The 24,439-nt window shown below is 57.8% G+C and carries 22 protein-coding genes; 12 read left to right on the plus strand and 10 right to left on the minus strand.

The features are described from left to right. The first annotated feature begins 8 nt into the window (after nucleotides 1-8). The 5 genes from NKI47_RS16855 to NKI47_RS16875 all read left to right on the plus strand — a co-directional run bounded on the left by NKI47_RS16855 (nucleotide 9) and on the right by NKI47_RS16875 (nucleotide 4,997). The gene (locus NKI47_RS16855; RefSeq protein ID WP_352591771.1) at nucleotides 9-653 is read left to right on the plus strand and encodes a phenylacetate--CoA ligase family protein; all 645 of its coding nucleotides are present in this window, start codon (nucleotides 9-11) and stop codon (nucleotides 651-653) included. Between the two features lie 291 nt (nucleotides 654-944). Next, nucleotides 945-1,331, plus strand: a complete 387-nt coding sequence (locus NKI47_RS16860) for a hypothetical protein (protein ID WP_352591774.1) — start codon at nucleotides 945-947, stop codon at nucleotides 1,329-1,331. Nucleotides 1,332-1,861: 530 nt separating this feature from the next. Beyond that, the gene (locus NKI47_RS16865) at nucleotides 1,862-3,130 is read left to right on the plus strand and encodes an ABC transporter substrate-binding protein (protein WP_352591777.1); all 1,269 of its coding nucleotides are present in this window, start codon (nucleotides 1,862-1,864) and stop codon (nucleotides 3,128-3,130) included. A gap of 108 nt (nucleotides 3,131-3,238) precedes the next feature. Further along, a complete protein-coding gene (locus tag NKI47_RS16870; protein ID WP_352591779.1) occupies nucleotides 3,239-4,093 on the plus strand; it encodes a carbohydrate ABC transporter permease in 855 nt (284 codons plus the stop codon). A 34-nt stretch (nucleotides 4,094-4,127) separates the two neighbouring features. Beyond that, entirely contained in the window at nucleotides 4,128-4,997 is an 870-nt protein-coding gene (locus tag NKI47_RS16875) for a carbohydrate ABC transporter permease (RefSeq protein WP_352591782.1), read from the plus strand. 381 nt (nucleotides 4,998-5,378) lie between these two features. Here the strand turns inward: NKI47_RS16875 and NKI47_RS16880 are convergent, their stop codons facing one another. From NKI47_RS16880 to NKI47_RS16900, 5 genes are all read right to left on the minus strand, one after another. Beyond that, the gene (locus NKI47_RS16880) at nucleotides 5,379-5,777 is read right to left on the minus strand and encodes a hypothetical protein (protein WP_352591785.1); all 399 of its coding nucleotides are present in this window, start codon (nucleotides 5,775-5,777) and stop codon (nucleotides 5,379-5,381) included. Nucleotides 5,778-6,118: 341 nt separating this feature from the next. Then, nucleotides 6,119-6,493 carry a hypothetical protein gene (locus NKI47_RS16885; protein WP_352591788.1) on the minus strand — a complete coding sequence of 125 codons (375 nt, stop codon included), beginning with the start codon at nucleotides 6,491-6,493 and terminating at the stop codon, nucleotides 6,119-6,121. Nucleotides 6,494-6,596: 103 nt separating this feature from the next. Beyond that, entirely contained in the window at nucleotides 6,597-7,646 is a 1,050-nt protein-coding gene (locus tag NKI47_RS16890; RefSeq protein WP_352591791.1) for a tyrosine-type recombinase/integrase, read from the minus strand. Next, complete coding sequence (locus tag NKI47_RS16895; protein WP_352591794.1) at nucleotides 7,643-9,124, minus strand: tyrosine-type recombinase/integrase; 1,482 nt, start codon at nucleotides 9,122-9,124, stop codon at nucleotides 7,643-7,645. The genes NKI47_RS16890 and NKI47_RS16895 overlap by 4 nt, the downstream gene beginning before the upstream one ends. A gap of 508 nt (nucleotides 9,125-9,632) precedes the next feature. Next, a complete protein-coding gene (locus NKI47_RS16900; protein WP_352591797.1) occupies nucleotides 9,633-10,331 on the minus strand; it encodes a hypothetical protein in 699 nt (232 codons plus the stop codon). A gap of 570 nt (nucleotides 10,332-10,901) precedes the next feature. Between NKI47_RS16900 and NKI47_RS16905 the strand changes: the two genes are divergently transcribed. Beyond that, nucleotides 10,902-12,104, plus strand: coding sequence for a hypothetical protein (locus tag NKI47_RS16905; RefSeq protein WP_352591800.1), 1,203 nt, complete (start codon nucleotides 10,902-10,904; stop codon nucleotides 12,102-12,104). A gap of 102 nt (nucleotides 12,105-12,206) precedes the next feature. On the opposite strand, the gene NKI47_RS16910 is transcribed toward NKI47_RS16905, so the two are convergent. Both NKI47_RS16910 and NKI47_RS16915 read right to left on the minus strand, forming a co-directional pair. After that, nucleotides 12,207-12,782, minus strand: coding sequence for an ImmA/IrrE family metallo-endopeptidase (locus NKI47_RS16910; RefSeq protein ID WP_352591802.1), 576 nt, complete (start codon nucleotides 12,780-12,782; stop codon nucleotides 12,207-12,209). A gap of 3 nt (nucleotides 12,783-12,785) precedes the next feature. Next, nucleotides 12,786-13,124, minus strand: coding sequence for a helix-turn-helix domain-containing protein (locus NKI47_RS16915; RefSeq protein ID WP_352591805.1), 339 nt, complete (start codon nucleotides 13,122-13,124; stop codon nucleotides 12,786-12,788). A gap of 133 nt (nucleotides 13,125-13,257) precedes the next feature. Between NKI47_RS16915 and NKI47_RS16920 the strand changes: the two genes are divergently transcribed. Genes NKI47_RS16920 through NKI47_RS16930 form a run of 3 tightly spaced genes read left to right on the plus strand, consistent with a single transcriptional unit; the run spans nucleotide 13,258 to nucleotide 15,862 of the window. After that, entirely contained in the window at nucleotides 13,258-13,974 is a 717-nt protein-coding gene (locus NKI47_RS16920; RefSeq protein ID WP_352591808.1) for a multiubiquitin domain-containing protein, read from the plus strand. After that, entirely contained in the window at nucleotides 13,974-14,408 is a 435-nt protein-coding gene (locus NKI47_RS16925) for a hypothetical protein (protein ID WP_352591811.1), read from the plus strand. Before NKI47_RS16920 ends, NKI47_RS16925 begins: the two co-directional genes overlap by 1 nt. After that, nucleotides 14,390-15,862, plus strand: a complete 1,473-nt coding sequence (locus tag NKI47_RS16930) for a ThiF family adenylyltransferase (protein ID WP_352591814.1) — start codon at nucleotides 14,390-14,392, stop codon at nucleotides 15,860-15,862. The genes NKI47_RS16925 and NKI47_RS16930 overlap by 19 nt, the downstream gene beginning before the upstream one ends. 278 nt (nucleotides 15,863-16,140) lie before the next feature. Here NKI47_RS16930 and NKI47_RS16935 read toward each other — a convergent pair whose 3' ends face one another. Continuing rightward, nucleotides 16,141-16,833, minus strand: coding sequence for a restriction endonuclease (locus NKI47_RS16935; RefSeq protein ID WP_352591817.1), 693 nt, complete (start codon nucleotides 16,831-16,833; stop codon nucleotides 16,141-16,143). Between the two features lie 262 nt (nucleotides 16,834-17,095). Here NKI47_RS16935 and NKI47_RS16940 point away from each other — a divergent pair, with 262 nt between their 5' ends. Together NKI47_RS16940 and NKI47_RS16945 are read left to right on the plus strand one after the other, a co-directional pair. Then, nucleotides 17,096-17,425, plus strand: a complete 330-nt coding sequence (locus NKI47_RS16940) for a hypothetical protein (protein WP_352591820.1) — start codon at nucleotides 17,096-17,098, stop codon at nucleotides 17,423-17,425. Next, a complete protein-coding gene (locus NKI47_RS16945) occupies nucleotides 17,422-18,549 on the plus strand; it encodes an ImmA/IrrE family metallo-endopeptidase (RefSeq protein ID WP_352591823.1) in 1,128 nt (375 codons plus the stop codon). The genes NKI47_RS16940 and NKI47_RS16945 overlap by 4 nt, the downstream gene beginning before the upstream one ends. Here the strand turns inward: NKI47_RS16945 and NKI47_RS16950 are convergent. Then, a complete protein-coding gene (locus NKI47_RS16950) occupies nucleotides 18,539-19,471 on the minus strand; it encodes an alpha-glutamyl/putrescinyl thymine pyrophosphorylase clade 3 protein (protein ID WP_352591826.1) in 933 nt (310 codons plus the stop codon). The genes NKI47_RS16945 and NKI47_RS16950 overlap by 11 nt on opposite strands. Beyond that, complete coding sequence (locus NKI47_RS16955) at nucleotides 19,452-20,456, minus strand: thymidylate synthase (protein ID WP_352591829.1); 1,005 nt, start codon at nucleotides 20,454-20,456, stop codon at nucleotides 19,452-19,454. Before NKI47_RS16955 ends, NKI47_RS16950 begins: the two co-directional genes overlap by 20 nt. A 448-nt stretch (nucleotides 20,457-20,904) precedes the next feature. Between NKI47_RS16955 and NKI47_RS16960 the strand changes: the two genes are divergently transcribed. After that, a complete protein-coding gene (locus NKI47_RS16960; protein ID WP_352591832.1) occupies nucleotides 20,905-24,417 on the plus strand; it encodes a helicase-related protein in 3,513 nt (1,170 codons plus the stop codon). Nucleotides 24,418-24,439: the final 22 nt, after the last annotated feature.

Raw genomic sequence — 24,439 nt, forward strand, 5'->3', positions numbered from 1 at the left:
CACTTGCCATGGATCTTGCCTTATGGGAAAAGCTCCTTCCATTAACGATTGCTAACGCGATTAAAAACACCGCGTTCTACAGGTTGTTGTATGCGGACCAGTCCTTTGGGACCTCCTTCAGTGTCGCGGATCTGCCGAACTTGCCGATCGTGACGCGAGAGATGCTTCGAAAGTCCGGATCTTCGTCAGTTGCCAGAAACCTAACTTGTGCAGCTATCCAAAATACATCAGGGACGAGCGGAACTTCTATTTTCTTACATCGAAGTGCCGAGGAGTTCGCGTTTATTGATGAGTTTTTTTCGCAAGCCTTCTCGGCCCCGACAAATTCAGGGGCGCGTCCGCTTGTCCTTAACCTCTCGAATATTGGCCACGGCGTCCATACGCCCGTCCCGTCTCCCGTGTTCGCGTTGCAAAGCGATTTAATATCGCTGAACCAAATTCACCGCCCTCTCGCCTATCTGGCCAGGGATTTTGAGCTAGAGGGTGTAGCACCGCGTGTCTCGAGTATCGTCGGAACGGTGTCGCAACTCAATGTCTTGACGCATTATCTCTGCGAGCACGGTCATAGGGACCTGATGGAGCCGATCAGGGAGATATTCCTGACGAGCGAATACGTTACGCCGGCCAACCGACTCTGGTTAGAGCAACGGTGAGGGAACGTCGAGATCCACAACCGCTATAGTATGAGCGAATGCTTCGGCGGAGCGACTTACTGCAAGCACTGCGACGGTTTCCATTTCGATCCGGTAATTGTACCCGAGTTGATTGCCTTCAAATCAGACCAAGAAGATGAAGCGCCACTGGGAAGATTAATTGTTACTGCGCTCTTCCCATTCGTTCAGATGCAGCCCATCATCCGGTACCAAAGCGATGACATCTTCCGCCTAGAAGAAGCAACTTGCTCGCGACCCTCGTTTCGATATTTTGGCAGAATAAGCCAAACCTTGTTCGATCCTCTGGACAACAGGATGGTTGTCCTGCCTGGCGCAACGCTAGACGACGTCCTGGATGAGACCGAGAATGTGGCGCGCGTTCCGACGTTTGAAGGATCCCTGGCAGCACCGTTTTCGGGAGAACCGATCACTATAGGCGAAGTCAGCACGGAGGGTGGCCTGCGTAGCTTTGACCTCGTCGTCGTAATGACGCAGATCAGCCACGACGGAAAACAGGCCCGAGATATCGAGGAGAAACTCCTCCAGCGATGCCCGACCCTTCGGCGGCTGGTGTCGTCCGGGGAGGCGCGGTTTACAGTCACTGCTGTCCAGGAGGACTCAGTCAGCCGGAGCACATTCGACAAGACAACTAGAAGCATATGGGTAGAGCGACGGTAGTGGCCGTGTATACACTATAAGAATTTGTCTCCTGCGACATTGAAGGTCAACTATCAAGATACCGGCCGGCACAGCCGGCGCGAGTTCATGGGTTGGGTGAAGGGCTATGGTTCAACGAAAGCTGCTCGACCGTCAGCCGATTCCCCAGTTTTCTTCCACCGAATCGTGCTTTCGCGTGGCGCGGCGGATGTCCTCGGTAACCTCTTCGGTCGCCGGCATCTCGGGCCTAGATTTCTGTCTCACGCGCGCCCTTCCGGAAGTATGACACGCCAATGCCACGGGGATCCGGGCTCAGCAACACGGATTGACTGAGCACAACAGCGCGGTTCGCTCCGTTCTTTGGTGCAGTCCGGTTCGTGGAGGGTGTGCAGGGGTGAGCGCCGGCTTTGTCCGGCCCGTTTCCGTGTCTCTTTCAATTGGTTTCGTTATGTTCCGGATCAACCGATCAGTCTGGGGCGACAGGGCGCTCCTAACCCGAAGCGTTGTGCGCTACACTGCCAAACCATCGGCTCAAGTGGGAGGAGACATTCATGATTGCGAGGAAGAGATTACGGATCGCAGCGCTAGCGGTCGCGTTGACGGTCGGCGCCGGGGCCAGCTCTTCCGGCGCCGTCGAGATCGACTACTCAGCCCGCGTGACCGGAGTCGGTGACGACGCCGACGCTGCCATCGTGGAGGCGTTCAACAGGAAGTTCGAAGGGACGTACCACGTCAATCGGACGACTGTCGACGACGAGACGTACAAGACAAAGCAGATCACTCAGCTGACGGGTGCCAACGCGCCGGACGTCTTCTACTCATGGGCGGGCGGCCGCGCGAAGGACATTATCGACGCCGGCTTTGCCGCTCCGCTCGACGGCTACTACTCGCAGTACGGGTGGAACAAGGAGTTAAACGTGCTCGGCCAGGGCCTGGCGACCTTTAACGGCAAGAAGTACTTCGTGCCCACGATGATGTCCAGCAGTGCCGTCTGGTACCAGCCTGATATCTTCGCGAAGGAAGGCATTCTGGTTCCGACAACCATTGAGAAGTTGGAGGCAGCTGCGGCCGAGCTCAAGGCCGACGGCATTGCTCCTTTTATTCTCTCGAACAAGGAGAAGTGGGAGGCCCAATTCTACTGGACACAGATTGTCGTGGCCGAGAACGGTCCCGAGGTCTACAACAACTTGGTCGCGGGTAAGGCCAAGTGGACTGACCCACCATTTGTCGCGGCCTGGCAGAAGCTCGCAGACTGGTCCAAGGCGAACTACTACTACGGGTCACCGAACTCGATCGGCTATGCGGAGTCAACCATCCCGTGGACGAAGGGCGAGGCGGCGATGAACGTTCAGGGCAACTGGTTTCCAGGCACGCTTGCCGAGTGGAACTCGGCCTCGACAGCAAAGATCGACTACTTCCCCTTCCCCGCCGCGAGCGGGAAGCAAAGCACGATGGAAATCTATGCCGAGAATACCCTTATGATCAACGCAAAGTCGGACAGGCAGCACCAGGATGCCGCGGCTGCTTTCGTTGACTACTACGTCTCTATGGAGGCGCAGGCGATGCTGGCGAAGGGTGGCCGACTATTCCCGTCCAACATCAACGTCGACCTGACGACGCTCGAATTACCAAGCGTCATGCTCAAGTTAGCAAACTTCATGAGTTCGCAGACGGGAGACACCTTCATGCACGTAGACCTTGCGTTCACCGCCGAGATCGCGAACGAGTTCCTCGATGCCACCCAGGGCGTCATCAACAACACCGTCACGCCGGCGGAGGCAGCGAAGCGAGTGCAGGACGTGACCGACCGCAGGAATTAGGCTGGAGACCATGTGTGAACGGTTCCGGGGCCTCACATGGTAAGGCGACCTTCGGCGCGCGCGAACTTAGCCAAGCGGGCTTGGATTGCCCAATGGTCAGGGCAACCCATGCTCTACTTAATAGTCCCCGCGATTGGCTACATGGCTCTCGTAATCGTCCCAATCGTGATGACCGCACGATTGAGCCTATACAAGACCAATGGCTTCACGACGCCGGAATGGGTGGGCTTCGACAACTACACCCGGATGCTGGGTGATCGGGCGTTCCGGAAGGCCTTCGTCAACACGCTTATCTGGACCGTGATAACGATGACCGTGCCGGTCGCGATCGGCCTGGTTTATGCCGCTGCGCTGAACTCGCCCGCGCTCCGCGGGAGAGCTCTTCTGCGGGCACTCATATTCCTACCGAGCACGATGAGCCTAGTGACGCTGGGCATCATGTTCTCGCTGGTTTACAACAGTTCGTTCGGTGCTCTGAACGGCGCGCTCAACAAGATCGGCCTCGGCTTCCTGACCCACGACTGGCTCGGCGATCCGAACCTCGTCCTGTACTCCCTCGTTGCGGTCTTTGCGTGGCAGTTTTCGGGTCTGAGCATGGCGCTCTTCAACGCTGGCATCCAGCAGATCCCGGAGGAGCTGTACGAAGCTGCGCAACTCGATGGCGCGAGCAGGCTCCAACGATTCTTCCATGTTACGCTGCCAGGGGTTCGGCCAGCCATGGTTGTCCTCATAGCTTTGACCGGGATTCAATCGCTTCGGTCGTTTGATCTTATCTACGTTGTGACAAAGGGCGGTCCGGACAATGCGAGTTCGCTTCTGGCTTTTCTCATGTATGTCCAGACGTTCGTGAACCTTAACCAAGGCTACGGGGCCGCGATCGCTGTAGTCATCCTCTTCCTCGGACTCGCGTTTGCAATCGTCTATGTTCGCCGAGTGGCAACGCATAAAGCATCAGATGATTGATAGCGGTCGGCCTCGTCAGCGAAACTCGCTCCGTATGCCTGAGACAGTGCTTCCCGGCAAGCAGACTTCGCGACCGCGCTCGAAGCGCCGGTACTCGATCACCGCCTCGGTGGCAGCTGGCATCGTGGTCTTGGTGTGGCTTTATCCCTTCTGGCTCTCGCTGCAGACGTCGTTTAAATCGGACGCAGATATCCGCGAAAGTCCATTTTCTCCTGCCCTGCCGCCCACGTTCGAGGCCTACGCTCGCGCGTGGAAGATGCTCGACATGCCGAACCTGCTGGGCAACAGCCTCGTGCTTGCGGCAGGAGGCGCGCTTATCAATGTGGCGATCATCTTTCCGATCGCGTTTTTCATCGCGCGCCGCCGCATTCCGTTCGCTGACGCAATTTTTGTCTTCTTCCTGGTTGGGCTAATGGTCCCGCAGCAGATGGTCATCTTGCCGCTGTATCGAATCGCCGGGTCGATCGGGCTTGCGGGTTCGCTGCCGGGCCTCGTCGTGATCCACGGAGTTTATGGAATTCCGTTTAGCCTGCTCATTTTCCGCGGCTTCTTCGCTGGCATCCCGCGGTCGCTTGACGAGAGCGCTCGCCTGGATGGTTGCAGCGATACGGGCGTGCTTCTGCGCATAATAATTCCGCTAAGTGGCCCAGCGCTGGCCACCGTTCTGGTGCTCCAGTTCATAAACATCTGGAACGAGTTCCTTTTCGCTGTTGTTCTACTCAACAGCTCCTCGAGCTGGCCCGTTTCGGTGGGCGTTCTGCCAGTGCAGCTGAGCCAATACTTTGTGTCCTGGAACCTTCCTGCGGCGGCACTGCTCGTTGGGCAACTCCCGACACTTGTTCTTTACGTGGTCGCGCAGCGCTTTGTTGTGCGCGGCTTGACCGCTGGGGCGGTGGGCGGATGACTATTGATCTTAGAGCGAAGCGGCCTAGATGGTGAGTTCCGCTGCGGCGTTTAGAGGTGACATATAGGACACCTGCGATTGCTGATCGATGACAGCAAGATACAGAGAAAGATGGCCACTGATCATTTCCGACGATCAATCCAAAGCCATCTCCGCCCGCAGATAGAACTCCTTGGCGAACCGCGCCGACAGCTGGGCGCACAAAACCGCCCCGTCCCCACAATGTCAGCTTTTGGCGAAACGCAAGTACGAGCCTGACGTCCATTTTTAGGCGCAAAGCTGTCATGCACGGCTCCGTTTGCGAGAGTCTGCTTCGGGTCACGACCCGCTATTCCGATCCATTCGCCTTTGGCCGGTCAGCCGCTCTGCTATGCGGAAAATTTAGTTATCGGCTTTGATGTAGTGGGGAAGCATCCTGGTGATGATCACTGCCGAATCCTCGTCGGCAAAAGGCAGCACAGCACGCATCGAAGCAACGTATTCGGCGTCAGTCATCGACCTGGTTGAGCAATTTGTCGACCGCTCAAACCGACCTTGCGAAACGGAGTCGACCTTGTGCTGGAGCTCGATCCGCGAGACGGGCTGAACGCCTTCCTCTTCCATTCGGCGACTGTCGAGATTGAGTCGAAGCTCATTGCCTGGCTCTCCAGGCTTCGCAAACGTCGCGGTGTTGGCAAAATGGAGCCTCTCCTCCGGTGTTGGAAGATCCTGCGGTCGCGAAACCGATGCCCGCGCCAAAATTGCCATCTGCTGGTCGTTGAAGTTATCATGCGTTGGCATGTGGGCTCCTTGGTTAAACTGTGGTTCCAGAATCCCCTATCAGCAAGCGCCAAGGACCACACAGGAGCAGTCCTAGACCTCAAGCGCAGATCAAAGCCAGCTGACGCATGCGTTCGCATCTGAGCTTTAAGAGTATTGGGTGGGGGAAAGTCGCCGCTACCCCGTAGCTTGGACTTAGTTGGAACCGTAAAGAACTTTCTGCGAAAAGTCAAGAGATTCTTGCACCGGCTCATGGGCTAAACTGGCCGATTTTGGTCAATTCCCATGCGCATTCGCAACGCTGAAACTCGGCGCTCAGGACGATCTTATGCCCGAGGCGTCGTAATTGCGCCCCTACCAGCTCATTCTTTTATCGCAAACGTCGGGTTCCGATTGCTGTATTTGTCATCTGCCTCGGCCCATGCGTTCCAATCGATTGAGATTGGAAGGTTCTCATCGTGCACATCCCAAACTGTGATCTCCCAGTTCGGGTGTTCTTCTCGGCAATGTCTGGCGTGTGCCTCGGCATCTCTCATGCTGTCGACATCGAACCTAAGGCCAAGCGCGGCGTCGCTAATGATGTCCGTCCACCAGAAGCGAACGCGCGTTGCTGACCAAACCATGAAGAGGCTGGTTTCGATAAGACCGACGAGGCCGTTCTCGTCTGGGCGTCGCGCCAAAACGATTGCGCCCTTCAGTCTTGGTCGATTTCGTTTCCAGGACGACACATTCGTCATTGGGATTCCGTTGTCGATATTTCTCTCCCATCGCCGGGCTCGGGCCGGGCGATGGGACGATGACTTTTCGTTGCCGCTGGTAAGGGCTAATTAGGCGGGAAGTTTACTCGGAGCGCGTACTAAGGCCGGCGCGCGTCGTAAGCACGGCCGCCAGCTCCCGACCCGCGATGCGAGCCTGGGCCCCGCCGATGTAGTGCTTTTCGGTCATGCTGAACGATCGATGCCCCAGCAGATCTTTGGCTACGCGTATGTTTGCAGGGTCAGCGATCGATATCAACGTTGCTGCTGCGTTCCGAAATCGATGAGGACTGACGGCAAAGCCCAGACTGAGCCGTGTCCACTTGATGATGCGCCTCCTGATCATCTTGTCAGTCATTGGTCGCCCCTCGTACGGCCACAGTCCATTGTGTGTGTCCGCACCCGGAAACGCCAAGCGGATGCGCCCGAGGTAGGTGTCGACGTAGGCCGACAGGCGCTCAGACAGCTGGTACTCTTGTGCCGTCTTGGTTTTGGTCAGTTCCGCCGGCACGGCCAGGCACCATTGCGCGCCCACCCGAACGATATGGTCGTCGGTAGTCAGGCGGGAGAAAGGCCCCCTGCGCATTGGAGCTTCAACCAGTGTGGCAATCAGCAGACCGTCGCGGTAAGCCATAGCGCTACTCTTCGTCAGGCGCCCCAAAGCTTTGGCCTTGACCATGGCACGATCCATTAGCCGAAAGCCAATGGGATAGAGATCCGAACTCAAGACCTGAGGGTGCTTGATCGGTTCAGCTTTTACGGCAATCAGCCTCATCGTGCGGTAGAGCCACTGGAAGTCATGATCGGGGCACATCGCTCGGACCGTATAGAACAATCGCCCCAGGCAGTGAGCCACTGTCGTGTCGCGACAGTTTTGGCGCAGATACGCGACGTAGTCCTCGACCCGGCTTTGATCGACGCGCTCCTGAGGCGCGTGTTCAAGAGCTTCCGGAAATGCTTGGAACAGGAAGCCAAGCCACCGGCCGTAGTCTGATTTCCGACCGTATTTGGTTGAGGGGGCCAGGGCTGGCCTCCTCTCGAAGACGTCGACATTCTCGAATGCACGCGCAAAGAGCTGTCGGTCCCGCACGGGCCAATCGCCGAATGGCATGCCGATGTTAAGATGGCGCGTCATGCTTGCGCACTTGCACGACGGCTCGGGCGGGCGAGCTTTGAGCGAGCCCGGTTCGCACGCCGCTCGTCGAGCGCCTTTGTCAGGAGCGCATGATGGTGACGCCCGGCACGGGGTGTGTCCCGGCCGGCATAGAACGTGGCAGTCGTCGCCAAGCTCTTGTGGCCGAGAAGATGCTGCACCACGACGTGCCCGCCAGGATTTTGATCCAAGATCAACTTGGCCGCCAGGTGCCGGAAAGCGTGTGGGTTCATGTGGATGCCCACGTACAGTTTAAGGTAGCGCTGCACGAGATAGCGAACCCCAGCGAAGCCTTTCACGCTGCCGTCAACATTGGAGAACAAGTACTTCGGTTTACGACCGATTACCGCCGGTGCGATCACATCGCGATATTCGATCAGGCGTGTCGCAACCGCAGGAGGAATGTCGAACTCGACATCCTCCTTGGTCTTCGTCTCTGCGGCGGTGATCAACAATGTCGATGTTCCATCCTGCCGGAGGAACAGATGTTCATCGAAGGCCAGCGAAGTCAGATTTCCGAGCCGGATCGGCATATACATCAGGACGCTCAACGCCAGCGCGGCCTGGGCCTCAGCCAACCGCAGACGACCTCGTTTGCAGCCTCTTTGAATTTCGTGCCAGATCTTGTCTGGAGCCGTCAGGTAACGCTCATAGAGGACCGGGTCGTTGAATTTCAGCACAAGAAGCTTGTTTTTCCGGCTCATCTCAAATTCAGGCCGGGGCAACACCTTGATCAGCTCTTTCATTTTCGCGAGATGATCAGGAGCAACCTTGACCCATTCGCGCGCGATCTGAATCAATGATGTTGCGGTAAAGAACGCGTCATAATTGGGCTGGCCCTTCGTCTTCGCATGAAGCTGACGGAGAATTTTCTTGAAGGTGTCGATTCCGACGAGATCCGACAAGCTCCAGATACTCGCAACGTCGACTCCTGTTGCGACAAGCAAGCTCGCAGCGAGATGCACACGACAGAACATAATGTCGAGGGTAGACTGCTTAAGTGGATGAGGCCGGCGCTTATCGGCGAACACGTCATTGCCGTTGGCCCAACACGCGAAATCGTGCCAGTCGTCCATGAAACCTTGAGGGAGCGACGCAATTGGGATGCGCGTCCTACGCAACCGGGATGGCGGCACGGCAACCTTCTGGAGGTTCTTTTCCGGAAAGATATCGCCGATCTCGTTCCAGGTTTTTGTCATGGTGCGACGAACTTGATACTGGTTTGGCCGTAGCGACGTGTTCGCCATGTCGGCCATGACGCGGTCGATAACCCGCGAATTCACATCATGCGGAGCGATGCCGGCACGGCTGCACCAGTTGACCAGCCGAGAGAGGCTGTTCTGCTGGACAGGAAGCCGCAGTTTGTTCCAGAGCTCTGCCCACTCCGGTGGCTTCGGGCGACGCTGCGCACGTTTGGCCAGCGTGCCAGAAAGCGCTTCGCTTTTTGCAAGCGCGCTCAAGCACAGACTCCTCACGTTGGCCAAGCGTTTGCGGCTAACGCCCAACGCTTTTGACTCGAGGGGTTCGAAAAGATCCCGCAAGGCCGGGACGCTCGCCTGGATGCACTGGAGGCGCCTACCGGACCATTCCTCCGCCGTCTTCAGTGCAGAGACTTGTTCCTGCAGGCGGCGGGTGGAAATGCGAGGGTGTTTCATCAAGGCTGCCACAACCTCAGACATCATAGGTTCTGGGCTGAAAGTTATCTGCGTCGTCATCACAAAACTCCTGTTAACTGACTCGTTTCACGCTTCGGCCGCGTTCCCGCGGACCGTGTTCAGGAGCAGAGTTTCGGGAACACCTTCTTCTACGAAACATATGAAGTCGTAGAAGAAGGTCACCTGGGCACGGGTGATTTGGCGAGTTTCCCCACCAGCCCGCGACGTGTCTTCCGCTCCATCCATAAATGCCGTGTGGCGTCGATGGATGGGCTGGGACATATCCGAGGATTTGGTGAACCGGAATTAAGTCCTAATCTGGCCAGTTAAACATTAGGGCTCGAGCCTGATCCCAAGTTTCCTTGGCAGCTTGGGGAGCACTGTCCTGGTCCGATTTATTCTTGTTCAGGACCACGCTCGCAATTTCGCTTAGACTAGCTTTTGCCTCTCTGGCATCTAAAACCCGGAGGTAGGTTAGCCACACCCTCACCCTATCAGGCTTTCGCCGCTGTCGAGGCTTTCCGTAACGCTTCAGGGTTGCCCGGGCGGCTTCGATCTGCGGCGCGAGCGGCCGGAGGAGATCGAAGACAATAGCCAGCGTGCCCTCGGGCAAGAACACCGGCGTCCACTCGTCGATTTTCAAGTAATCCTTGCCGTGGCCTTCGTAGGCGTCCCCGTGCTCCTTTGTGAACAGACCCTCTAGCAATGGCTGGTCTGAAATGGCGGGGTTCGGGATACCAGTCATACCGAACATTGCCCTAAGTGGCGTCATCGCCAAGAAGCCGGGATCGTCAGGGGTCTTGCCATCCTCTGGGCGTATCTCCGCGTACCCCGACGAGGCCATGAGGGATTTGTGGGTTTCGTCAGCGTATTGGAGAAAGGCTTTTCGAATATCGTCACGCCGACGAGTGAACTCCCATCGCCACCGATGGTCACACCACACGGACACATTGCCGTACGCATTAGCGTCTCGCCAGTCCGGCAAGCCCCAATCCGTCGGAATGCGCGCCATCCAATCCTCCTGCGGACTAGCCGAACAAAGGTACATCCAATATCGTCCTTGCAAGATGATAGAGGATGATTGCCAATATCGAAACTCGAACAAGGATTTTCAGGGTCCCCGGCGGCTCGAATCGAATTTGCTACTAGATCGTGGACGCGATGCCGAGTCGCAGCTCGAAGCCCATTGACCCTTCCACCTGGAGCAGATCCGATGAAGGACATTGTTTGACCCGAAGCAGACTCTCGCAAACGGAGCCGTGCATGACAGCCTGCGCCTCATGTCGGTCGTTGACGCCAGCTTTTCTGCTTCCAGAAAGCAGACATTGCCGCTCTCGGTTCGAGCAGAAACGAAACGACGGCACGCCCGGTTTTCGCCGGAGCAGGGCGGAGGGTTTAGCCCCAGTGGCCTTATGGCCGCAGACCCCACACGCCATGGTGAGCCCTTCAGGACCGAGACGTCGAAGCGGCTCGGCTCAAAAAAAGCCCGGCCGGCTTTAAGCGGGCGCCCAGAGTCGATGTCCGGCCATTCCTGCCTTACAAACAGCCCTAGCGGCAGACCGTAAAGAGAGACTTTGAAAACATGGATGAGGCCGGTCCTTACGCAAATGATCCCTTCTTCAAATTTGTCGGAGATCCCGATTGGAACGCGTGCATCGGGCGACAGGGTGAAGAAGAGAATTACATTGATGGGTACATCGAGGCCGCGATCGAGCTCGTTGACGCAGTCATCGAAAAACAGATGTTCGCCAAACGCGACACTCTCGTGCTGCCAATCCTGTACAATGCGCGGCATGCAATCGAACTGGCCTTGAAATTCGCGACTGACCGTCTCGTCGCGGTCAATGTCGTCAACGGAAACGGGCGTAGGCGCGATCACAACATAAAGGGTCATTGGGACCGTCTGAGTGAAGCTGGTATTGGCGACGAGAAGCTTCGCTATACCGTGGCCGCGCTCGAACCCTTCATTGAAAGCCTCTCCCGGATTGATTCCGACGGTCAGGAATTGCGGTATCACCGTAACAGCGACAACGATCCGAGCATGGCGAAATACACGCTTGCCAATCTGCAGCTCATTCAAGCTAGCCTGCGCGTGTTGCAGAGGCTAATTGCCGATCTCCAGTATCGGACGGTGGATTTTCTGAGCGAACGAGCGACCAGCTCTTATACGAGTCGCTGTTCTCGGAGCGACTTGCTGACGATCGCCAAGCTGATGCCTCCGCGAGATCGCTGGAACAGAGACGAGTTTGACCTGCAGAAGTCGGCTATCAAGGAGCGCTTTAGTCTGGGGAACCGCCAGTTTTCATTGGCACTCGACAAGGTTCAAGAAAACCGGGAGATGTCAGCAATCCTAGGCGTAGAGACCCCGCTACTGCATCTGTCCGACGAGGACATCGTTGGGATCGTAGCTGAATGGCGCCGCGTACATCCGAAACGAGAAGCGCCGGCCGATAGTTCGAGCCTGGACTATTTCGGGCCTGGACGGTTCGAGGCGATGCAAGAACATATGGCCGTCCTTGCCGACGTCGTGACGAGATTGGCCGAATGGTTGCCCGCAGAGAAACTGGCCGACCTCGAAACGGCGTTCTATCTCGGGCGCGACCGGATTTTCTGCGAATATTATGAGGCGAGCGTAGCGCGAAAGCGCAGGGAGCACGGAGTGGCGAACAATCCGCGAGAAGAAGTCCGGCACCTGATGGAGAAGACCAACTTTCTACAATGCCTGACCATAGCTGCGACAAAGCTCGGACGCCTTTCGATTGCTGAGCGGCTAACAGAGCTGTGAGGCGCTAGGCGCTTGGACTAGGTCGGATCCACGTCGCGGGCTTCGCCAGCTTCGTGCCATCGGCCAGAAATGAGACGATCCAATTCCTTACGGATCGACCACTTATCGGGCTTTGCGCGCGGCCAGCTGACGCCCGACACCAGTCAGATTGATTCGCATCTGGAGCAGGTCTCTGGTCACTTCAAAGTGTCGAGCCGCGCTGACAATGTCCGAGCCCCGATCGAGAACGTGAAGAAGCGCATCGCGAGGGACGAGTAGCGTTCCTGAGAGACAGTTCGCTTCTTCCTCCTGCACGCGATCATATTCGCTCAGCAACATCTGCCCGGTGCTCGAAACGAAAACGCGTCCAGGCTTGTGTTCGAGAATGATGTGAGAAAGCTCGTGCATGATGCTGTTGTTCTGACGCTCGTGGGAGTGGCGGTCGTTAGTGATGATCAACGACATGTCCTCAACGCAGATGGTCACAGCCGACCATCCCGAAGGGTCTTTCCTTGTAAGCTGATAAAGCGCGTTTTCAGAGAGATCGGGAATTTCATGAGGAGCCCAGACGCGGATTCCCCTCGGGGCGGCAAGCTGTCGGGCGTTCAAAGCACCATGCAGGTCAAGGCCGAGCTCGCGGCGATAGCCACGCGCTGCGTTCTCGCACCATGTCTTGAACCCCCGACGAAGAAGCGACAATTCTTAAGTCCCCTGCTTTTTCTCCGCCAGCAAAGCCCGCTGCGCGGCCAGAATCAGCTCCGCGAGTGCCTGAGCTGTTTCCGGTGAAGTTGTTGGGTCTTTTCTGAAGTGGACCTGCGCAACCCCCGATCGAGGGGACCCACCCAATCGTAGCGCTGCACCTTCCGGCTCCACTCCAAGCCATTTGCAGATCTTTCTGTAGTTCTCGAGGTCTGGAAGAAATCCCCGTTCGACTCGAGATAACGTGGCGTGACTTATACCGATTTCCTTTGCGGCAGCTCGGATACCCTGTGTGCCCCGCTTTTCCATGACGCGGCGCCCCAGGTTTTCCAGGATTTCCATACGATAGGCTCCTCCTTCGTGGTTGACATGTAAGACACTGGTTGACAGCCCATCCGGACTGTGGTGTCTTACATGTAATCCAGTGGTCGCATATTCGCGACTCACGGTCAACACGTAAGGAACAGGGGTTCACATGGAAAATGTATTGGAGAGGGCCGCTCTGAACGGCCAGCAGGAGCGGTTTAAGATCAACGTTTCGGGGCCGGACCTTGATTTTCGCGTCATTGACATAGATGACCCGAAGCCCACCGGCCAGCAGATCGTCATGGCCGCGGGTCATCAGCCCGCCGAGGACCACGCGGTCCTCCAGTGGCTGGATAGCGGCGATCTCGAACCGCTGCGGCTCAACGAAACGACCGATCTGCGCGGTGACGGCAAGGAACGCTTCATCGTTGCCAAGACGGATGTGGCGTTCTTTTTCGAGTTGGAAGGCGTTCGTCAGGAATGGCTGGTCGCCTTCATCAACGGGATCACTCTCAAGCGTCTCGCCAACAAGGACCGCGACCGCTTCATCGTCGTGCGTGAGCGCGAGGATGAGATCGACGAGGAAATCGACGATGACCAGATGGTCGATCTTTCCGCGCCCGGCTTGGAGAAGTTTCGCATTCGTGCGGTCGAGAAGCTGGTGGAAATCTCGGTAAACACGAAGCGCGTGGTGATGGAGCGTGGCGAACACACCGGTCTCGACATCAAGCAGGCGGCGATCGCGCAGGGCGTCAACATCCAGCTCGACTTCGTGCTGAGCCTTGAGAAGCGCCATGGCGAAACGCAAATCATCGGCGACAATGATCCGGTGAAGGTGAAGAAAGGCCAGAAGTACGTCGCCATTGCCGACGACGACAATTCCTAATGGTCGCGGCGATGACACCGGAAGTGGCCGAGGCCGTTGACGATATCAAACGCCATTTCGGCGCTGGCGCTGTCCTTGTCGGTCCGGACAAGGACGGCGGAGCCGTCGTCATCGTGGATGGTGTGGTGCTCGGCAAGCCTTACGCACAGGGAGATACCTGGGTTGGTTTCCACATTACCCACGCCTGCCCCTATGCCGATGTTTATCCGCATTTCGTCCGCGGCGACTTGAAGCGGGCCGACGGCCTCGATCTTGGCGAAGCCATCACGGCCTCACATCAATTCCCCCAGCCCGGCGTCGTCGTCGGCGACGTAATCGGCTCACGCGCAGCGGTTCAGATTTCGCGGCGGGCCAATAAGCGTGATGCCGGTTCCGACCTTGAAACCCCTCTCTTGAAAGCTTTGAAGGTGCTGCGATGGTTGAAATCCCGCTGAAGGGCCGCTCTTGGCACCTGACGATTCCTGAAGGCATATATGACCGCCTGCATGCCCATCTGTTTCCAGGCGATCATGATGAACACGGCGCGGTCATCGCAGCCGGGATGGCTCGCACGTCGGATGGCAGAATCCGGCTTCTTGCACGCAGTTTGTTTCTTGCGCGGGATGGCGTGGATTACGTGCCAGGAAAGCGCGGCTATCGGATGTTGCGCGCGGATTTCATCCGCGAACGGGTTCTGGAATGCCGCGACGAAAAGCTGGTCTATCTTGCCATCCATAACCATGGCGGCTCGACCAGTGTCGGCTTCTCGGGAGACGATTTCCGTAGCCACGAGCGTGGTTATCCCGCCCTGCTCGATCTTACTGGCGGCATGCCTGTGGGCGCGCTCGTTTTCGCAGACCAAGCGGTTGCGGGCGACGTCTGGCTGCCCGATCAAAGCCGCGTCGAAATCAGTGACGCGTCTATCATCGGCCGCCGCCGTCGGATCATTGCACCCGCGCCGCCGACCATCCCACACGTGGCTGATGCCGGTTATGACCGGCAGGTTCGTCTCTTCGGAGATGCGGGGCAGCATATTTTGGCGAACGCGAAAGTGGGCATCATCGGCGTTGGCGGCGTCGGATCACTGCTTGCTCAGTATCTGGCCCATCTCGGCGTCGGGCATTTCATCTTGATTGATCCCGACCGTATCGAGGTCACTAACCTGCCGCGTGTCGTTGGCGCAACGCGGTGGGATGCGCGGACTTTTCTTGTGCGGTCTCCGTGGCCGGAATGGATGCGCCGATTCGCGGCATCGACCGCGACGCCGAAGGTGAGAATCGCCTCGCGCGTTATCCGCGCGGCCAATCGTTCGGCGATCGTGGAAGCGTTGCAGGCAGACGTTTTGCAGCCGGAGGTCGCGGCCAAGCTTCTAGATTGCGATTACCTGTTTCTTGCTGCCGACACCATGCGCGCGCGGCTTCTGATGAACGCCATCGTCCATCAGTATCTGGTCCCGGGTGTGCAGGTCGGCAGCAAGGTCGTCCACAATAAGACCACCGGACAGCTGACGGGCGTTCATACGATTGTCCGTCCGATCACACCGGAATGCGGTTGTCTGTGGTGTAACCAGCTGATCAATCGCGCCAAGCTTCAGGAAGAAGCGCAGACCGAACGGGAGCGCAACGCACAGCGTTACGTAGACGAGCAGCAGGTGGCATCGCCGAGCGTCATCACCCTCAACGCTGTCGGTGCGGCGCAGGCGGCCAATGACTTCTTGTTCTACATGACCGGCTTGACCAATGGCGATGCGTCAACGGCCTACATGCGGTTCGATCCACGCGCGCGTCACGTTTCGCTCGACTCGCCACGCAGGTCCTTCGACTGCACTGAGTGCGGAAACGGGTCCAAGGGGCGGCTCGCGCGCGGCGACCTCGGAAATCGTTTGCCGATGTTCCACGCGGACGCATAGGTCAACGCTGATCCGCGGTCTTGACCATATGCGCGACGACTGGGTTCCCGAGCTTACCCTCTTATAGCAGGCGTTCCGCTTGCCGCCCAAAAGGTGTCTTCGATCGTTCGTTTTCCCTCGGGCCAATGGTGTCGATGGAGAAATGCGATGGGACTGTCACAATATGATCCTGCAGTGCAGGAACGACGAGCTTGGAATGCAGGCAAGCAGGTTGGCGCGAAACGAGCGCTGAAGCCTCGGTAGATATGGGCCGCGCGGTTCTTCCGAAAAAAGATGAACTATCCCTCTGCTGCATCGAGCATACCCTCCAGTTCGGCTATCAGAGGTTCGAACGCTGAAAGAACCTCGCTGGGGTTACTGAGGGTTTTGGGTGCTTTCCGATCGAGTTTCATAATGTCGAACAGATCCAAAGCGATGGGGAACGCTCCCCGAAAGGCAAGGCTGAGATACCTCTCGACGACCTCCACGACAAAGATGCCGGAGTAAAGGTGCGCATCACCAAGGTCGGGGCGTAGACCCTTCTCGATGCGCCTAGCTTTAGGAATCTGCCAATATCTCTCGCGGCAAACCCCGGCTCGATCAAACAACTCCCTAAGTTGGAAGGAAGCGATGGCATCACGGGATGACGTGCTCAACTCGCAAAGCGAGCTTACCTGGACGTTGGTAAGGCTGGCTGCTTCGACAGCGCCTGACTGGAACCCGACCTCACAAAGAATAATGCCTCGATCAGCCCCCAGGTCGGAAACGATCTCCCTGAGGGCCAGAACGTGAAGCTTGTTTACTGGGTGCTTCCAGTGTTTGCATTCAACAATCCACCTGACCGTGAACCCCGCCATGTCGATTTCCACCAGCACATCGACATCATGCTCTGTCCGGACGCCTTTCATCGTCACGTCTGTGGACGCTGCCAGACCAAGCGAACGGAAGAACTCCGCCGTTTCTTCCTGATACTCCTTCCAATCACCGGCCATGAGTTCCTATCCTAGCGATTGATCAAGCATCTCGCCCTGCAGCTTATCGGTATTACGACACGTTAAGCAGCCGCAAAGAGGTGCGCTTACCCTCGCAAAGAGAATTAAGATCTGGCTATGCAGCCGCCACGAACTTTCCAACGTCGAAGGACATACAATTTGCCTGTGCGCGTCTCATGGTGTGATCTAGTGATCCTATATCCATGCCGCTATTGTTGGCCGAATCAGCAACGACCGAGCCGCTTGGCTCACGGTAGGCCCAGTGGACCTCGCGTTCGAAGACGAACAGTTGCGTACGATTTGCATCAAGCGTGGACGCGCTCTTGCTGTGCTGGGGCCCGACGTAGCGCATGAACTCAACAAGCGTATCGCCGATGTTCGAGCTGCTGAAACCGCGTTGGACCTACTTGTGGGCACACGCGTGGTCGGTGATGGAGGCTATGAAGCGATGCATGTGTCTCTCGCCAACGGGTTCGAGTTGATCTTGGTCGGCAACCATATCCAGAATCCGACAACAGCTTCCGGCAAGATAGATTGGGGAAAGGTGGTGCGCGTGAAGGTCTTGGAGATTTCCAGAATGGCAACCGAATGACCGGTGCTCCAAACCCGGATTGGTCATCGTCGCCATGGGACACCATCGCTGACGTCCTTCGCCTTCGCGGTATCGATGAAGCCGAATTCGAAGACATGGTTGGCGAGACCGCGGGCTTTGCCGCGGCCCTGCGGCGCGGCGATAGACTTATTGACCAATCACTTGCCGAAGCTCTGGCCGAAAATCTCGGGGCCTCGGTTTCCTTCTGGTTGAACCGTGAAAGCGATTTCCGGAAATCCGGAGCGAAAAATTCTGCCTCGGATTTCGACGACGCACTTGTCTGGTTGAGGGAGCTGCCCTTGAAGGACATGATGACAGCCGGCTGGATACGAAAAACAGCATCGAAGGAAGAAATGCTGACCAACGCGTTGTCGTTCTTTGGCCTGCGCGATTTTTCGGAATGGAAGGCGCGTTATCACGGCGTCATGAATTCAGTGGGGTTTCGGAAGAGCTCCTCATTCACGGAAAATACCTTGTCCACCCTGGCCTGGCTGAGGCAGGGAGAGCGAGAGGCTGCGGACATGCTGTGCGCTCCATGGAAGCCCGCTGCCTTTAAGGAAGCTCTCTCGGAAATCCGGCCATTGATGAGGCAAAATTCGCCGGGCCAGTTCCTGCCACGGTTGAGGGCAATATGCGCGGGGGTCGGGGTGGCGGTCGTAGTTGCCCGGGCACCTCAGGGGTGCCGGGCCAGCGGCGCGGCCAGGATACTGTCCGGCGACCGCGCGGTCATACAACTGAGTTTCCGTCACCTCTCCGACGATCACTTCTGGTTCACTTTCTTCCATGAATCGGGCCATTTGGTTCTGCACGGAGAGAACCATCTCTTTCTCGAAAACGGTTCCGGCATCATGGAGTCGGAAGAGGTGGAGGCCAACCGGTTTTCGGAGCGCATGCTTATTCCCGAACAGTTAGCCGAGGAACTTCCGAGGGTGAAACCGTACCAACGCGATGTCATCCGGTTTGCGTTCAGGGCCGGAACCTCCCCTGGAATTGTGGTCGGGCAGATGCAGCATCGGAAGCTTCTCGCGGAAAACCGCCTGAATTTCCTGAAGCGTCGCTACGATTGGAAAGAGTTGTCTCGCGACCCAAGCGTGGTTTCGGGCACGCCCAGCATCACCCCCTGAACAAGACGAAACGGTCCGGTGTTTTCTGCCAGTTGCACAGTGCGTCCTCCAAGACTTGCTTGCCGACCTTGAGCTCGGCGTCCAGTCTATCAAGAATCTCCTCGAGCTGTCGTGGATCGGCCTTGGCTTCCGCATCGCCCAACACGAGCAGCTTGGCCCCCTTCAACGGACCGGTGGCTTCCGTGAGATAGGCTGCGTCCGGCTCGATCGGTGCGATGCCCAGTTTTCCGAGCATCGCAAGGAAATCGAAGGTGCCAAGCCGACCGAAACGCTTGACGGCGGCCATCCTTCGATAGAGCTCGTGGAAACCTTCGGACGGCTTCTGGCCCACGGTCCTGTGGACATCTTGCATGAGTCTCCTATGATCTCCATGCGTGGTGACGAACTCTATGTAGGAACCCAAGACGCTTTTCATCTGCGCCGGAGACTTGCTCTCGTATTTCCGATGATTGCTGAACCGGCGAAGGACGCCATCATTGACGAGTGCGGGCCACTGTTCGTCAAGCCAGGAATTCAGCTGGGCTGGGTGTCGTGAGGCTTCCGGCCACGTCCAAGAAGGGCGCGTGCCGAACGCTCCATAGAAGTCGCGCGTCAGTCGCCAGCCGTCTTCGATATGCTTTCCGAAATGCGTGCCGAGGAACGTCAACCACCAGGCCTCGTCCACATTCCCGCGCTTAACAGCCAACGCGGCGGCCATCAATGGGTCGAATAGATCGTGCGAGGGATCAGCACGCCGAGCGTCCATGTCACGAGCGGCAAGGCCCCTGATGTAGTCAACGCGCCTCATGCTCGACACCAACTGTTCTGCACAGGCACGCCTCTCGGCCGCGCCGACTACGCCCATCAACGGGAACACTTCGGCGCTGAACTTCGCTATCGCAGTCTGAATCTGGTCGATCCGGTCACGGTGAAGACCCTGCATTCAGTTCCTCCATTATCCTGTCGAAAAGAGGCAGGTCGGTAGCTTGAATCCGTTGTAGATGCCGTTTGCGGATGAAATTCTCGAAGGTCTTCGACGACATCTCGTTTTTAAGTTTGACTATCTCTCGCGGTGAAGACGACCCGAATATCGCTAACAGCCTGATGAGATCGTGCCAGTATGCCGGAATTCCCGGTGTCACGACCGGTATCGTCTTTGTAGTGCGAATGACCTTTTCGGCGTCCTTGAGAGCGGACAGACCCGCCGCCGGATCGCCCTGCGGCATGGACGGCATCGGCACGTCGTCCTGCAAGCCCTCCGACAGGAATTGCTCGACCCTCGAAAGATCGTCCGTATACAGATGCAGGCTACCGACGGAATGATGATAGTGGCCCAGTCCCAGACCGAGTGTCCGAGCCACTACTTCCTGAAGCATGGTGAAAGAAAAGACATCGTGCGGCAGCCCCTTGAAGGCGTCATTGGACCGCATGTTCACATTCAAATGAAGCTTGTTGGATCGAGCTACGAATTGAAGCGTGCAAGTGCAGGGAACGTCTTCGTGGTGCTCTACAACGTCGCCTGCATCGAAGAGCTGGATGACCGCCTTTCGGGAAGCCGGTATAGATTCTAGCCTGGCCAGCACGTACGCCAGCTGATCGATGCCGCCCTTGTTGAACAGCCGTGGCCCATAGGCCCCGAATATCGTCAGACCGTCGTCAGAATATTTCCCATACTCCTTGATATAGTACTCAATGACCTCGAGCGAATTCGACCCGGACATGTACCAGAGAAACTCTCCGAGGCAGCTGAAGACGGTCCCTTTGGTTTCGGTTCGACTCAGCCGGGCGAGCGGATTCTTGAGTGTCAGGAGGTTGCCGAATTCCTCGACCGTCTGCCCCTTGCTAGGCGACACCACATCGTTCTTTCGCACGAGCCGTCGGTAGACTTTCCGTAGCAGGTCATCGAGGGTGTCTGCGACCACGTGCATTGTGCGAATCATTTGCCATTTTAAGTTTTGACGGGCGGAACTTACAGGTGAAGTCTTCCCTTTCCAAACTGTTGAGCCGTAATTCTACTGGAAAGCTCTCAACCGGCTTGGCGGGCTTGATATCTTCTTTTGGCGCAAAGCGTCCGCATAGCGTCCGGGATGAGGTCGCAATCGGAAGGCAGCTTCTGCTAAATGCTATCCGATAGCGCACTGGCAGCTACCGGCCCAAAAAATGCGACGTCTGAGTAGTGGGTCGGCGATGGCCGCTCCTGGCGCATTGTCGTCGACAAGCCACCCTTGTTCTCTTTTTCCCCAGTTTAGTTCGGTTCGGCATACAAGGCTTCTGACGCCAGTTCGGTTCGGCCCTTGCCTCGGCGCGAGAACACCGATGGTGACCTGATTGCGTTTTTTGCACACTTCGTTGATCTATCCTGTAAAGGCAGGTCGCATGAACACGTTCGAAGAAATCAAGCCCGGAGCGCGAATCAAAGGTCTCGATGCCGCAGGTATTGCGGAGGTTGTTTCTGTTTCCAAATTCGGAACCGATGCCCTTAATCTGGTTTTCCGGGTTGGTGGGAAAGTCGCAGAGAGACTCGTCTACCGTGGCGAAGAAACAGGCTTTGAATTCATAACCGCTGGCCGTGCTTACGCGTTCGACGCGGACGGTGGCCTGTTGCGCTTGGCGTCCGAAGCGTATCGCATTCGACTTGCCCATCTCTTCGATCCTTATCTGGCGGTCAGCGCTTCACAGATCGAGGCGCTTCCTCACCAGATAACTGCCGTCTACGGCGAAATGCTGCCCCGACAGCCGCTTCGTTTTCTGCTTGCTGACGATCCGGGCGCAGGCAAGACGATCATGGCTGGGCTCCTGATCAAAGAGCTTTTGATTCGAGGTGACCTTGAACGTTGCCTCATCGTCGCGCCCGGAAGCCTTGTCGAGCAATGGCAGGAGGAAATGGCCGAAAAGTTCGGGCTGCATTTCGATCTCCTCACCCGCGATCAGATCGAAGCCTCCGTCACCGGCAATCCGTTCGTCGAAAAGCATCGCCTTATCGTTCGTCTGGATATGGCGGCCCGATCCGACAAACTGAAGGCTAAGCTCGAAGCCGCAGGCGATTGGGATCTGATCATTTGCGATGAGGCGCATCGCATGGCCGCGTCCTATTTCGGCGGTGAAGTGAAGGAAACCCAGCGCCACAAGCTCGGCAAGCTGCTGGGGACGCGCACGCGGAACCTCCTTCTGATGTCGGCAACGCCGCATAATGGCAAAGAGGCCGACTTCCAGTTATTCATGGGATTGCTCGATGCCGACCGCTTCGAGGGCCGCTTCCGTGAAGGTGTTCACAAGGCCGACGTATCCGACATGATGCGGCGCCTGACGAAGGAAGAACTCTATCGCTTCGATGGAACACCACTCTTTCCTGAACGCAGGGCCTATACAGCGAGCTTCGCTTTATCGCCAGTCGAAGCCGATCTCTATCAGGCCGTAACAACCTATGTGCGCGAAGAAATGAACCGCGCGGATCGAACGGGCGACGACAAGCGTCGATCAAACGTTGGCTTCGCCTTGCAGATCCTTCAGCGCCGCCTGGCTTCGTCTCCGGCCGCAATCCACCGCTCGCTGGAACGCCGCCGGAAGCGCTTGGAAGACCGCCTGCGCGAAGAAAGAGTGATGCGTCAGACCGGTTCGGCACCGTTGACCCATGCGCCAGTGCTGCCCAGCTATGATCCGGACGACATCGACGAGGTTCCGGGCGCGGAGGCGGAAGAGGCCGAGGAACAGATCATCGATCAGGCGACGGCCGCCGCCACGCTCGCGGAACTCGAAGCCGAAATCCTGATCCTCAAGGATCTCGAAGACCGCGCTCTTCGACTGAAGCTTTCCGGCCAGGACGCCAAATGGCGCGAACTTGAATCCATCCTTGACGAGCCGCTGATGCTTGATGCGACGACTGGCCTGCGCCGCAAGGTGCTGATCTTCACCGAGCCGAAGGACACGCTGGAATATCTGCAACAGAAAATCGGCGCGCTCGTGGGCGACCCGTCGGCTGTGGTCGTCATCCACGGCGGCATCGCGCGTGAAGCGCGGCGCGGCGCCATCGCCGCCTTCAATTCCGATCCGCGCGTACGCGTGATGATCGCGAACGATGCTGCCGGCGAAGGCGTGAACCTTCAGCGCGGCGCGCATCTGATGGTCAACTACGACCTACCTTGGAACCCGAACCGCCTCGAACAACGCTTCGGCCGCATCCACCGCATTGGGCAGACCGAGGTTTGCCACCTCTGGAACCTATGTGCGGCGAACACACGCGAGGGCGAAGTCTATCGCCGCCTGCTTGAGAAGCTGGAAGAGGCCCGCGCCGCGCTCGGCGGCAAGGTCTACGACGTCCTCGGCGAACTGTTCGAAGGCCACGCCCTGCGTGATCTCCTGGTCGACGCAATCCGCTACGGCGACCGCCCGGAGACGAAGGCCGAGCTTTTCCGCAAGGTCGACGGTGCAGTCGATGTCGACACCATCGAGAGGCTCGTGGCCGAACGGAAACTCACGTCCGAGGGCATGAGCCCCAACTCAGTCGCCGAAATACGCGAACAGATGGAGCGGGCGGCTGCACGCCGCCTGCAACCGCATTTCATCGGCGCGTTCTTCCGCGAGGCCTTCACGCTGCTCGGTGGGCGCATCGCCGAGCGCGAGAAGGGCCGATTCGAAATCCTGCGCGTTCCCTCGATTCTAAAGGAGCGCGACCGGCTGATCGGCAGGTCTGATCCGGTGCTTGATCGATACGCCCGCATCACCTTCGAGAAGTCCCTGATCGTCGGTCAGCCGCAGGCCGAACTCGTGGCGCCCGGTCACCCGCTTCTGGAAGCGCTGGTCGATGTTATCCTTGAACGGTTCCAGCCACTTCTGTCGCAGGGCGGCGTGCTGGTGGACGAGGCGGACGAAGGCGAACAGCCACGACTTCTCGTTTATCTCGAACACGCGGTCCGCGATGCCCGCTCGGGCCGCTCTGGCGAACCGCGCACGATTTCCCAGCGCCTACAATTCCTTTCCCTGAAGGAAGACGGTGATGCGACCGATGGCGGCCCGGCGCCGTATCTCGATTGCCGGCCGATTACGGCCGAGGAACGTGCGACCCTCGCCGACGTGATTTCGGCCCCTTGGCTGTCGGGAGATGTCGAGACGCGGGCGCTCGGCTATGCCGTGCGCGCGCTGGTGCCGCAGCATTTGAATGAAGTGCGGACGCGCCGGATCGCCGAGATCGACAAGGTCGAGCGCGAGGTGCGCGCAAGGCTCAACCGCGAGATCAATTACTGGGATGCCCGCGCCGCACGGCTTCGGGAAGAGGAGCGCGCGGGCAAGGAACAGCGCATCAACGCCCAGAACGCTGAAGCGACGGCGGCGCGCCTGGTCGAACGATTGCACCGTCGGCAGTCGGAGCTCGAACGCGAGCGCCAGATCTCGGCGCTACCGCCCGTCCTAAAGGGAGCCGCGCTGGTGATCCCAGTTGGCCTTTTGAAGGCGAGAACGAGCGTAACTCCCACAACTGAGGCGAAGCCCGACGGTTTTGCGGAAGACCCAGTCGCCCGTGCGGTGATCGAAAAGCTCGCGATGGGAGCGGTGATGGCAGCTGAGCGAATGCTCGGCAATGAACCGCGCGACGTATCCGCAGAAAAGAAGGGCTATGACATCGAAAGTCGCGATCCACGAGCCGCCCACCTCCGCTTCATTGAGGTGAAGGGCCGACATGCAGAAGGCCGTGACGTGATCTTGACCAAGAACGAGATACTGTCTTCGCTCAATGCCCCCGAGGCATTCATTCTGGCGATCGTGCAAATCGAAGATGGCTTTGCGCGTGACCCCATCTATGTGCGGCAATTTTTCAAACGAGAAATGGGCTTTGCAGAAACGGCCGTGGTGTTCGACATCGCGGATTTGATCAGCCTTGGGTCAGTGCCTGGCTAAGTGGAATGCTTCGGAGGCCGTT

It is taken from the genome of Mesorhizobium sp. M0633, from assembly GCF_040320645.1.
Taxonomy (GTDB): Bacteria; Pseudomonadota; Alphaproteobacteria; order Rhizobiales; family Rhizobiaceae; genus Mesorhizobium.